Origin of the sequence: Halorubrum tropicale (assembly GCF_001280455.1) — an archaeon.
Taxonomy (GTDB): Archaea; Halobacteriota; Halobacteria; order Halobacteriales; family Haloferacaceae; genus Halorubrum; species Halorubrum tropicale.
The window spans coordinates 1-11,369 of sequence record NZ_LIST01000015.1 but is presented as its reverse complement, the minus strand read 5'-3'; the positions used below and the strand labels follow the sequence as shown (position 1 = coordinate 11,369).

The following is an 11,369-nucleotide window of genomic DNA, read 5'->3' as shown; positions in this document are numbered from 1 at the left end:
GTCGACGTCGAGGCCGCAGAGTTCGCCGGCGCGGAGGCCCGCGTCGTACAGCAGCGCGATCGCGGCCTCGTTCCTGTCCTGTAGATATGTGGGGAAGCGCCCGGAGAGACACGCATCTCGCATCGCCTCGACCTGCTCCGGTTTGAGCCACGAGGTCGCGTGAACGTCGGGATTCCCTGAATCACCATCTGGTGGCACCAGTGTGGGGGGTCACACCCCGCGGGTAAGAAAGTGAACGTCCGAGTTTCGGGGAAACCACGACGTTCGTCTGAAGGTGTACCATGGAGACCGTCATGAGTGGTTTCGAGCGCGGCGCTGGTGCTGGAGGCGATCGTCGACGAGCTGGAGAAGCGCCGACAGGCGGACCGGGTGGTCCACCGGAAGCGTAGTGTCGAGCGACGCTGTCGACGTCTTCCGAAGCGAGCGCTCGCGATGGTAGTAGAGAGGCCCCGGTGAATCCCATGGCAATGGTGATTCAGGGGAGGGGCTCTCAGTAGAGCGGAACGCTCTACGCTTCCAACTATCCCGACCGCCCTGTAAAAACGTTCGGTGAGAAGCCCGCCCCGGATTGGAACACGGAGCGCCGCCGTGGGGTTGACCGTATCAGAGCGTGATCAGGAGCAACCGGCGGGCGGGCAGCTGCTCGAACACCGAACGCGCAAGAAGGAACGCGGCGACGGGCGCTCCGGTGACGGCGACGATCACCGGCGCGGCGGGTGACGCTTACCGCCGACCGGCGCAACCGTGCGGGCACTCCGACTTCAGCGCGTAGACGCGCGAGCCGACGGCCTCGCACCAGTGCGATTCACCCGGCGGCTCGCGGTCGGGAGTCATCACCGGCGCCCGGTCGAGGCGTCGGACGCCGACCGGCTCGTTACGCATCGTCCTCCTCGCCGGCGTCGGGCTGGATGGTGCGGGCCTCCTCGGCGGTGTCCTTCACCATCTGGATGAACTCGTCGCGGTCCTCCTCGATCGCCTCCAGCGAGTCGCGGCCGAGCGTGGCCGTCACCCGGTCCTGATCGCGGGTGCCTTCGCCCCGCTTCGTGCGGACCTGAAGCGTACAGAACTCGTCTTCAGTCGTTACCTCGGTCTCGATTTCGTCGTCGTGTCCTGCCATGGGATTCACCGGGAGGAGGTCTCCCTCCGTCCCTATCCCTACTTTGTAGGGATACAACAATAAAAGTTGTGATCCCGACTCCGTCCGGTGGTTTTATGGTTATATCCCTACATAGTAGGGATACGGGGACAGAGGTCCCCGGTGACTCCCATGGCAACAGAGGACCCACGCGATCCGACCGCTCGCCCGCCGGGCAAGCCAGCCGGGATGCCGGCTGAGGTGTTCGACGAGCGAGTGAATCGACTGGTTGCGACGCGCCGAGCGCTCCGCGCAGCGCCGGGTGTCGAGTCCGTCCGTGTGTGGCTCGACGACGACGGCGAGGTGCGGGGGCAGGTCTACCTCCGCGACGGCGGCACCGAACCGTTCGCGGCGGCGCTGACCGACCACGGCCTGAGTCTCGATCTCCCACCGTCGCGCGCCGTCGCCGACGGCGGCGAACCGGCGGACGGGCGAACCGTCCGCTTCTCCTCGGAGGACTCTCATACATGACCGACGATCGATACTTCGCACCTGACGCACGATACGGAGCGAACAGCACGCCCGGCGTCCGCTGGCACGACCCGCGCACCGGGCAAGAAGACTTCGCTCGCGAGGTCTCCGTCGAGGACCTTCGCGACGCCGGCGCGACCGTCGAGGACCCCGACGCTGTGAAACTCCCGGCACGGGCCTACGTCGGCCCCTATCAGCCGCCTGAACCCGAATGGATCGCCGAGGTGTCGTACGCCCGGCTCGATCCGAAGTGGGACGACGACGAGCTGGTCGGCGTCTACACTCGGCGGGCGTGTGAGTCCGAGGTCTTCGACGACCGCGACGACGCCGTCGCGTTCATCGCGGAGCGCATCGACGGCTACGACGACGCGGAGCGGAGAGACGCCCGCACTCGCCCGAACGGCGACGGCATCGACGAGGATGACGCCGCGCACTACCACCTGATCGAGGGGTAGCACGCGCCGGCACCGGCGGCACACCGCCGTCGGTTCGATGTCGTTCTGGCGTCACTGCGGCGTCGTAGTGGTGTCAGTCTGCCGCCGCGCACGCAGTCGCCGGCGGCGAACGAGTGGCGCCCGAACGCGGTCGGCCGCCGAACGCGGTCGGCGAACGCGCGGCTCACCGAACGCGCGTGGCGGTGATCAAGACGGTCGGGTTGGGGGTGGGAGTCACCGGACGTCGACGACGATCTCGTACTTGCTGACGCGCTCGGGATCGTCGCCGGCGTACTCAACGATGAACTCTGCTGACTGGTCGCTCGCGACGTCTGTGATCAGGTCGTAGCTATCGCGGATGATCGTGTTGCCCTCGTCGATGAAGTTGACGCTCACTTGGAGGTCGGCGCGGGCCTCCTGCGTGTGTGAGGCGGTCCCCACGACCGCCCACGGCTGCGTCGACTCGCCGACGTACTCGAAGGCGTGCGTCGCGAGCTCGGCGTCGGGGTGAGACAGGTCTGCGAGATGCTCACCGCCGACGTCGAGTTCCGGGACGTCATCGGAGGCGGCGTCGCCTCCAGCGCCGGCCTCGCCCCCATCCTCGCCGGTGCTCGAACCCACACACCCAGACAGTGCTGCGAGCGCCGTCGTCCCGAGGGCCACGTACGCACGTCTGTTCATGTGCTGATGTGTTGCTCGGACCGACTTAAGCAGTAGGCAGGTGTTGAAAGACTACACCCGTATCCGCTTACAACAAGCTCCAATAACCGAAGAGGGTGCGGGCGCTGTTGTGTGTCGGGGTCTCTCTGAGTGTCCGGGTCATTAGCGCCCCCCTCTTATCTGGCGTTTGAGGTCTTCCAAGTCTGCCTCAAGAGCATCAATCTGGTTCGAAAGGTCGCTTCGGACGTCGCTCATGGCCTTGTCGAATTCTCTCTGGACCTCTTTGACGAGCTGGTCCGTACTGAGGTTGATCCTGATATTCGGACTAACATCCGCGCTCACATTGTTTTCAACATTCGGCGACGCAGGCCGTCTCGTGCTGGCGCTCTGGCTGTAGGAGCTTCGGTCAGGTGAGGGATCAAGAGCAGCTCTAGCCACAGGTCCAGCGAGGTTCGCGAGAGATCCTTCGCCGCCGCCGGCGAGCATCATGCGAGTCCCGCCGATTCCGCCGAGCCCGTCGACGAGGCCGGCCAGCTTCCGGTCGATGAATCCCCGCTCGTCACGGTCCTTACGCTGGGCCTCGGCGGCGCGGTCGCCGATGAGGAAGCTGGGCGCTGGGATGCCGAATCCGCTCGATCCAGCCCCGGCGCCGCCGGGCATCGACCCCGGCCCGCCGCGCTTCAGGAACTCTCGGCCGAGGAAACCGCCACCGACAGCGGCGCCGCCGGCGAGCAGTCCGCCAAGGAGGTCGCCCCCAGAGACGTCGGGGACGCCGAATTCGACTTGGATCGGGTCGGGCTCTTCAACCGGGATCGGCGACGGTTCCTCGACCGGCATCGTCTTTGGATCCTCGACCGGCATCGGATCAGGATCAGCCACCGGCATCGGATCCGGTTCGCTGACCGGCATCGGAGATGGGTCTTGGACGGGCACAGGCGATGGCTCCTCGACCGGGACACTCTCTGGCTCGTCGACGCCGAGGGGCAGCCACCCCGGTTCAGGAAGCTCGGGCGGCAGCCACCCGGGCTGTTCGAGCTTTGGCAGCGACGGCCACGAGAAGTTGCTCAAGACGTTCGAAAGCGCGCTCGCTCCGAGCGCGATCCCGCCGAGGGCGAGCCCGCCACCCATGCTCCCGAGCCGGGATGCGCGGTCGAAGTTCCCGTCCTCCATCTTGTCGTTCAGGTCTTCGAGCAGCTCGTTCCGGTACTCATTCAGGTCGATGTGCTCGCCCCACGACTGACGGTCAGATCCTGCCGAGGGCGACCCGGCCATCATCGCACCAGACGTCGACGGGGACTGGTTACTCGGCATCGATCCACTGGCTGTGCTGACGTTTACGTCACCCAGCGCGTCTTCGACCGTTTTTCTGGTCGATCTGAGACTCGCCTGGCTGACCTCGACGTCTAACGTTACTGATGTTGAAAAATCTGACATGGTTACTCACCCGTGAACGGGCTCTCTCGCTCCTGAATCACCGGGAGGGCGTTCAGGAAGTTCTCGATGTCCGACCACGCGTACTTGTCGATCTCCGCGGGGGCGTGGCCGTAGCGCATCAGGAGTGCTTTGGCGAAGGCGTACTGGGCGGCGCGGTCTCCTCCGTCATCTTGTCCTCGACCCGCGTCGCGAACCCGTTTCCCTCCACCTCCGGGGTCGTGAGTTCGTCGCCGCGCTGTTCGAGCCAGTAGACGAACTGGGGGGCAAGCTGGGCGACCTCCCGGTACTTCTCGCTGATGTTGCTGTTGCGGACGTCGTCGTCGATGAACGGCGCTTCGATGATGGCCCCAGTGGCGAAGATCGCCCGCCGCATCTGCTCGCCGCGCCCATCTTCGGTCGGGCCCTGGAACTGGTCGACCTGCTCGGCCATGTAGTCAGACACTAGTCCGTACTCGGCGGCGTTGAGCGCGCCCAGCGTCACCTCCTCGATCGGATCGATCTCGTCCTCGTTGTCTGGGTCGAGAGCCCATTCGACACCGACGAGCATCTGCTCGAGGCGCTGGGCTTCCTCGCGCCGTTCTTGCCGATCCCACTGGGGAGTGGACGTCTGGCCCTCGGCCTGCTCGGCTCTGATGTCTTCGGCCTCTTTGTCTGCGAGCTCGTCGAGCTGTTCGTTCAGTCGCCGCTTCTCTTCCTCCAGGTCGAACGTCTTGGTCCTCCGGGGCATAGATGTGGTTTCTGTGAATCGGGTGCCGCTAGTGCTCGGTCTGGTTTCCTACTGGGTGGGTCGCTTCTCGGGCGCGGGTGCCAAGCCGCTCCTGTACTGCTGCGACCGACTCCGTCGCCGCGGTGATGTCATCGCCCGCGTTCTGGTAGACGGCCACGACGGCGTCGACGACGTCGGCGCTGGTCGCCGCTTGTGCCGGGGCCGGCTCGGTTGAGTGCGGGCTGCCACCCATATTGTAGAGGTACAACCACAGGTATATTTAAATGTCCGAAAATGAACCTCTACATGTGACTGAACCAGAGGCTACGGAAAGCCAGTATAGCCGCCCGCCGTCGTACGGGCTGAGTAAGCGTCAGCGCGAATACGTTGCCAGCGGTGATACGGGTAGTTACCGCGAGAGCGAACTCGAAGCCGCCGTCGAGGAGAAAGCCGAGCAGCTCGGCCACCGCCTCGACCACCTTCTGAGCGACGTCGAGCACCTCGCGAAGAACGGCTACCTCGACGAGGACCAGTGGAAGGAAGCGTGGTTAGCGCTGGCCGGGTTCGACGAGTGGGAGAACACGCCGGCCAGCACGTTCCGGACCGTCGACGGGTTCGCCGGAACGGACCACGAACCAACTCCGGACGACATCGTCGAGGCTTTCACCGTCGGTGAGAACCCGTCGTACGGAGGACGCCCGACGTCGGCGCCGGCCGAGCTCGCACGAGACGTCGGTCAGATGCTCCAGCGGTTGACGATCGTGCCGGACGAAGGGCCGGGCGAGAAGACGGTACTCCAAGAGATGGCCTGGGGGCTAGTCCGTGGGTTCTACTACGACCTCCGGGCCCCGGCGAGCTTCTTCGACGAGCCTGAAGAGGATCCGATGGCCGAGCTGCTGGAGTACTTCGACCACCGGCACGACATGAAGCTCGGGTACGACAAGGACGATCGCGAGCGCTTCCAGTCGATGCGCGAGGCCGGGGAGACGTGGAAGGCCGTCAGAGGCGACATCCACCGTCGCATCCGAGACATCCTCAAGGCAGAGGACCTCCCAGTTCACGTATCCGACGCTCTGGGGGGGCGAGAGTCGGATGGGATCAGTGTGTTCGATGTCTACCACCTGTTGATCCACGACCTCGTCGCCGATGTCGAGGTGGAGGGCAACTTGCTTCCGCAGGGTGACAAGCCCTTCACGAAGGGGCAGGAATCGCTCTTCCGGTCGATCTACGGTCCCGTGGAGGAGTTCGACACCGCCGAGGTCGTGACGCGAGAGGCTGTTCTCTCGGTCGTCTCCAAGTACAACATGCTCACGAAGGCGAAGCTCGATGCGGTTGTGGCCGAAGAGGCCGACCGCATCGCAGGGATGACCTGGAAGACGATCGACGCGGCGGAGGTTCTCGACGTCCTCGTCGGCGCTGATGGGGCGCTCTCGTCGGCGCAGATCGCGAAGGAGATCGAGGCCGCATCTCACAAAGGTTCGGTCACGAAGCTCTGCCGAGACCTCGCTGGGCGGGCAGCGGACGTCGCCGTTCTCAAGGGCGACCCCGGAGGCTGGCGGTTCACCGAGGCTGGTGAGCTGATCAAGGGATCGGGCGGGGGGAGTGGTCTCCGGAGTAGCGTCTGGGGAGATGATCCCGATGTTGGGGCAGAACAGATCGAGCAGATGGCCGGCGAGCTCGGGATCAGCACCTGGGAGTGGGAAGGGTAGCGCGAAGAAGTTTTCTCGCGGATTTTCTTAGACTGCTTCGAGCGGTGGGAACTCCTGCCCGTCGAAGTAGTCGTGGACGACACGCACGGACTCGGAAGCGCGGGTCATAGCCACGTAGTACAGCCGCCGCTCCTCGGCCTCGGCGCCGTTCTGGAACCGCTCCAGCTGCGCCCGCGAGTACGCTGGGAACACGAAGACGCACGGTGCTTCCAGCCCCTTCGCGGCGTGGATAGTGCCGACGCGGACGTCGCCCGGGTCGTTCACGGCGCCGGACCGCAGCGCGCCGGCGAGCAGCTCGCGTCGCCACTCCCGCAGCGAGAGCCGGGGGACGATGTCGCGGCCTCGGTCGGCGTTCGGGAACCACTCGCTGACCTCGTCGGCGGTGAACGCTCGCGACAGCGTGGAGTCCGGTCGGAGCCGGCCGGCGGCGGCGTCCTGCTTCGCTTCTTCGCGTGCCGGCGCCGACGACGCGCGCTCGAGGAGCGCCTGTGCGACGGCGACCGGGATGTTTCGCCCTCTGTCGATCGCTCGCAACGCCGCCAGCAGCATCGGCATCGGGTGCTCCCACCGTCGGAGGTGGCCGTCGGGCTTTAAGCCGAGGTACGGCACGCCGGCGTCGCGAAGGCCGTAGGCGAGCTTCCCAGTCTGGCGGTTCGTCCGGGCCAGAAGGTAGACCTCGTCGTGGGTGGTGAGGGCATCGGTGACGAGCTCGCCCAGGTGGCCGGGCGTCGACGCGCCAACGTGGTCGACCTGGCCGCCGGTGCGCCACGCGCTCACCCGGGAGACGTCGTGCTCCTCGGGCGGGGCGACGACCGGGACGGCGGCGTCGACGATCCGCTCGGGACAGCGCTTGCTCTCCTCGTGGTGGATCACCTCGTCCGCCGGCGTCTCGCGGAAGTACGAGGGGTTCGCCCCCCGGAAGCCGTAGATGGCCTGGTGGACGTCGCCGGCGATGTAGATGCGGTCGAGGCCGCCCGCGTCGCGCCACTGCTCGTAGAGCTCACACTGGAGCGGGGAGAGGTCCTGAAACTCGTCGATGATCAGCACGTCCGTCGGCGGGTGGCAGCCGTCGTCGAGCGCCTTCTTCACGTAGTCGGCGTCCTGGATGAGGTCGTTCTCCTCCTTGAAGTCCTCCCAGCCCTCCAGAATGTCGAGGACGACGTCGGGCGCGAGGTCGAGATCGTCGTAGAAGGGGGTGTGGTAGAACTGGTCGAGCGCGAGGTTCTTGCTCTTCAGGTAGTCGTACAGCGCGAGCACCTGATTCCCGGTCGGCGTCTCGGCGTCCTCGCCGTCCCCGAGGCGCTTGATCGGGTCGTCGGCGTCGGGGTCGTAGTGGACGTGCGGGAACTCGCTCTTGAAGAACCAGCCGAAGTACGGCGCGTCCCGGTCGTTGTTCCGGCGGATGAGCAGCTGGCCGGGCTGGTCGAGGTTGTTGTGGCTCCGGCGCTCCAGGTCGCCGTCGATGAGGCAGGCCACGAGGGACGCCCCGTGGACGGTCTTCACGCGCTTCTCGATCGTCTCCTCGGACGAGTCGGGGTAGACGTCCATGAACCGCTCTGTCGCCTCCTGCTGGGCGCTCTTGGAGAAGGTACAGAACATGATCTGACCGACGCCCGTGTCGTGCTCCTCGGCCTCGCGTTCCGCGAACTCCAGCAGCTTCGTCGTCTTGCCGCTGCCGGGCGCACCGACCAGCTTCGTCACGTGGGTCATTCGCGGAGTCCCTCCGGCTTCGCGTCCTCGTCATCCTCGTCGACGGCGGTGAGCGCGTCGTCCGCGGTCCAGTCGGTCTTCTCGGCGTCGATCGGCCAGACCATCCGGCGGGCGCTGTTGATCGTCCGGCGGACGCTCCCGCGGAGTGCGAGCTCGCGCTGGCGGAGCTCCTTCGAGAAGTTGATCTCGCCGTAGTCGTTGTCGTACTTCCACGACTCCATCCACGCCCCGGGCACGAGGATGGCGTCGCGGTTGTCCTCGGTGAAGTCCTCGACGTAGAGGCCGTTCCGGCTGTCCCAGTCGAAGCCCTCGGGGTCGGCCCAGACGCGCATCTTGTTGACCGTTGAGGTGAACTCCTCGATGGCGGCCTCCAGGCGCGTGTCGGCCTCGCGCTCCTTTATCTCCTGGATGGAGAGCCAGTAGTCCGTGAGGTTCGCCCACTCGGCAGAGTCGATCTGGACCTTCTCATAGAACATGCCGATGTGGAGCTGCTGGAAGTGGCCGGGGTCGGCGTTGTGGAGCTGACCGGAGTCGAGGGTCAGTGTCCGCGACTCGGTCTCCGGCGACGTCGGCGCCGGGCGCATCGTGACCAGCCACTCAGCGTCCTCAGCGCCGGGGTAGCACACGACGCGCTCGGTCCGCTCGCGGAGCTCCTCCTCGCGCTGCGACCGCATCGCCTCCTCGAACCAGTCTTCGTCCTCGTCGAGCGCGACCTGCGCGAGGGCGTCCTTCAGCGCGCCCCGGAGCAGCTCCTGGTCGATGCCGCTGACCTCGTCGATGACACGGCCGGCGACACGACCTCGCTTCGTCCCGCTGCGCCAGAAGCCCCGGTCCAGCGTCTCGGTGTACTCGCGCTGGTCGTTGTGGTAGACCTCGAGGCGGGCCTCCTTGCCGTTCAACGGCACCAGATGGAGCCCGACGTCGACGCTGTCGCGGTCCTCGAAGAGGTCGTAGGTCGGGTAGCTCGGACCGGTGTCGGCGCGTTCGCGACCGTGTTCGAGGCCGTACTCCTCGACCGCGTCGAGGGCGTTGTTGTACGTCTTCGGCCCGGGGAAGCCGAGGTACGTCCCGCCATCGTCGCCCTCGCGCTCGATGAACGCTTCCTCAGGGACGACGCCCAGCGCGACCGCGGCCTTTCGGAGCGCCCACAGCGGCATCTGGTCGTAGGTGGACCCGTCGCGCGCGGTGGAGCCAGCCTCGGGCGTCCAGACCGGCACGTCGTAGCCGGCGTCGCGCAGTTCGTCGACGGCCTTGCCCCACTCCTCGCCGGAGAGTTGCTGGGCGGCGGCCGACTCGCCCGGGCCGATGATCCGGCGGCCGAGAGCCATCGCTTTCGCGGCGTAGCCACCGCCGCCACAGGCTGGGTCACCGAAGGTGTTCTTCTGATGGTCGACGTAGCAGGAGGACCCACTCGACGACGTCCGCCACGACGGGTCGAACTCGGTCTTCGACGAGCTGTCGATCCCGGTGTCCCACGCGTCGGAAGCGTACCGGCGGATGACCTCGCCCGTGTCGACGCGGTCGAGCGCGTCGTAGACGTCCTTCATGAACGGCGTGATGGACGCGCCTTCGAGGTCGCCACCGAGCTCGTCGAGGCGCTCCTCGCGACGCTTCCGGGCGGCCTCGCGCTGCCGGCGTTCCTCGCGCTCGGCCTCGCGCTTGGCCTCGACCCACGCCTCGAGGGCGGCCTCCCAGCTGTCTTCCTCTGCGTGCTCCTCGGGCCAGAGGGCAGCGACGAGATCGTCGACGCGGTCCTCGTAGTCGGTGCTGGTGAGCGACTCGCACCAGGCCTTCGCCGAGGCGCGGAGGTCCTCGGTCACTGCGGTCGCCGGCGTCGGCTCGCGGTAGGTGATGTCGTCGACGTCGATCGGGGTGACGACCGCGTCGTGATCACCGTGGAGCGCCAGCGGCATCTTGTACTGACGGTTGATGTTGTTCGCCCAGTCCGGGTGGACGACCTCGTCAGCGCCGTCGACGGACTCGTTCACGCGCTGCTCGGCCTCTTGGAGGAACTCGTTCGACCGCTCGATGAACGCCTCCATGATGCGAGCTCGGGCGTCGTCGTCGGCCGCGAAGTGGCGGGCGATGGGAAGCGTCGCCTCGGGCGCGCCGAAGATGTACGCGCCGCCGACGCTGTCGAGCGCGTAGACGGCGTCGCGACCGCCGTATAGCTCCGCAAAGGCGTCGACGTACGCCTCCAGAGCAGCCTCGGCGGTGGCGTAGGTGTCGTCATCGAGGTCGAAGCGCTGCGCCTTCAGCTCGTCGGCGAGGTCGATGTCGCCCCACGCGGCAACGGCGGCGATGTCCTCGCTGTCGGGCGAGGGCTTCTCGTTGAGGTACTCGTAGGCGCCGGCCTCGTCGTCGTAGGTGGCGCCCTCCCAGTGGTCGAGGGCCTCGGGTCGCTTGTACGACGTGAGCGCGTAGAGCGTCCGCTCGACGTCCTGCTCGACGACGCGGTCGTAGTCGTTGGTGAAATCCCGCGCCCGGCGCTTCTTCTCGTAGCGGCCGAGCTCCTCCTCGCTGGGGTCGGTGTTCTCACGGGTGACGTACCAGCCCACCTTGTCGTTGATGAGCATCGTCGGCTTCCCTGCGAGCTCGCCCAGGGGGCGGACGGCGTCGGCGACCTGTCGGTAGTGCTCGCGGATCGTCCCTCGGTCCAGCGTCACGTCATCCTGAGAGGCGCTCACGGCCTCGCTGTCGCCGCCGGTCTCGGCGTGGCCGTTGGTCCGCACATCTGCTCCCGCCGGTTCCTCGCCGGCGAGGACCGCCTCGACCACGGGCGTAGCTTCTTCCAGCTCGACATCGGCGTCGACGCGTTCGATCACCTTCGGCAGCACGCCGGCCACGCTCGGGTCGTCGTCACTATGGAGCTCGAGGGCGGCCTCGGTCGCCTCAGCGATCTCCTCGCGGAGGTCGTCGCGGGTCACGACGTGACCCTCCAGTAGTCCTTCCGACACCTCCGACAGAGGCGACCGACCTCCACGGCGCCGTCTGGCGTCACGACTCGGCGCACGTCGCCGGAGGCGTCGCAGTCACACCCACGGGCGTCCTTCGGGTCAGCGCTCACCCTGGGCGTCCCGGCTTCAGCACCCATCGCCCACCTCCTCCAT

The 11,369-nt window shown here is 66.7% G+C and carries 13 protein-coding genes and 1 pseudogene; 4 read left to right on the top strand and 10 right to left on the bottom strand.

Translation table 11 applies throughout. The features are described 5' to 3' along the window. Window positions 1-198 (bottom strand): annotated as a pseudogene (locus tag AMR74_RS19380) (site-specific integrase); the annotation flags it as partial. Window positions 199-297: 99 nt separating this feature from the next. Here AMR74_RS19380 and AMR74_RS19375 point away from each other — a divergent pair. Beyond that, entirely contained in the window at window positions 298-456 is a 159-nt protein-coding gene (locus tag AMR74_RS19375) for a hypothetical protein (RefSeq protein ID WP_167551949.1), read from the top strand. Window positions 457-723: 267 nt separating this feature from the next. Here the strand turns inward: AMR74_RS19375 and AMR74_RS19370 are convergent, their stop codons facing one another. Next, on the bottom strand, window positions 724-882 hold the full coding sequence (locus tag AMR74_RS19370; RefSeq protein WP_167551948.1) for a hypothetical protein: 159 nt from the start codon (window positions 880-882) through the stop codon (window positions 724-726). Next, window positions 875-1,117, bottom strand: coding sequence for a DUF7389 domain-containing protein (locus AMR74_RS16820; RefSeq protein ID WP_053773213.1), 243 nt, complete (start codon window positions 1,115-1,117; stop codon window positions 875-877). The genes AMR74_RS19370 and AMR74_RS16820 overlap by 8 nt, the downstream gene beginning before the upstream one ends. Before the next feature lie 150 nt (window positions 1,118-1,267). Here AMR74_RS16820 and AMR74_RS16815 point away from each other — a divergent pair, with 150 nt between their 5' ends. Then, a complete protein-coding gene (locus tag AMR74_RS16815; protein ID WP_139043059.1) occupies window positions 1,268-1,606 on the top strand; it encodes a hypothetical protein in 339 nt (112 codons plus the stop codon). After that, on the top strand, window positions 1,603-2,061 hold the full coding sequence (locus AMR74_RS16810; protein ID WP_053773211.1) for a hypothetical protein: 459 nt from the start codon (window positions 1,603-1,605) through the stop codon (window positions 2,059-2,061). Before AMR74_RS16815 ends, AMR74_RS16810 begins: the two co-directional genes overlap by 4 nt. Before the next feature lie 213 nt (window positions 2,062-2,274). Here the strand turns inward: AMR74_RS16810 and AMR74_RS16805 are convergent, their stop codons facing one another. From AMR74_RS16805 to AMR74_RS16790, 4 genes are all read right to left on the bottom strand, one after another. After that, the gene (locus AMR74_RS16805) at window positions 2,275-2,721 is read right to left on the bottom strand and encodes an FxLYD domain-containing protein (RefSeq protein ID WP_053773210.1); all 447 of its coding nucleotides are present in this window, start codon (window positions 2,719-2,721) and stop codon (window positions 2,275-2,277) included. 141 nt (window positions 2,722-2,862) lie between these two features. Continuing rightward, complete coding sequence (locus AMR74_RS16800; RefSeq protein WP_139043058.1) at window positions 2,863-4,134, bottom strand: hypothetical protein; 1,272 nt, start codon at window positions 4,132-4,134, stop codon at window positions 2,863-2,865. Between the two features lie 118 nt (window positions 4,135-4,252). Continuing rightward, a complete protein-coding gene (locus AMR74_RS16795) occupies window positions 4,253-4,861 on the bottom strand; it encodes a hypothetical protein (RefSeq protein ID WP_053773208.1) in 609 nt (202 codons plus the stop codon). A 28-nt stretch (window positions 4,862-4,889) separates the two neighbouring features. Next, window positions 4,890-5,093, bottom strand: a complete 204-nt coding sequence (locus AMR74_RS16790; RefSeq protein WP_053773207.1) for a hypothetical protein — start codon at window positions 5,091-5,093, stop codon at window positions 4,890-4,892. A gap of 55 nt (window positions 5,094-5,148) precedes the next feature. On the opposite strand from AMR74_RS16790, the gene AMR74_RS16785 reads away from it, so the two are divergent. After that, window positions 5,149-6,549 (top strand): hypothetical protein, encoded by a 1,401-nt coding sequence (locus AMR74_RS16785; protein ID WP_053773206.1) that lies wholly within the window; start codon window positions 5,149-5,151, stop codon window positions 6,547-6,549. A gap of 27 nt (window positions 6,550-6,576) precedes the next feature. Here AMR74_RS16785 and AMR74_RS16780 read toward each other — a convergent pair whose 3' ends face one another. From AMR74_RS16780 to AMR74_RS19455, 3 genes are all read right to left on the bottom strand, one after another. Beyond that, a complete protein-coding gene (locus AMR74_RS16780) occupies window positions 6,577-8,259 on the bottom strand; it encodes a UvrD-helicase domain-containing protein (protein WP_053773205.1) in 1,683 nt (560 codons plus the stop codon). Further along, window positions 8,256-11,186 carry a hypothetical protein gene (locus AMR74_RS19365; RefSeq protein WP_053773204.1) on the bottom strand — a complete coding sequence of 977 codons (2,931 nt, stop codon included), beginning with the start codon at window positions 11,184-11,186 and terminating at the stop codon, window positions 8,256-8,258. The genes AMR74_RS16780 and AMR74_RS19365 overlap by 4 nt, the downstream gene beginning before the upstream one ends. Then, on the bottom strand, window positions 11,183-11,369 hold a 187-nt coding region (locus AMR74_RS19455), incomplete at its 5' end, for a hypothetical protein (protein WP_205625987.1). The genes AMR74_RS19365 and AMR74_RS19455, both read right to left, overlap by 4 nt.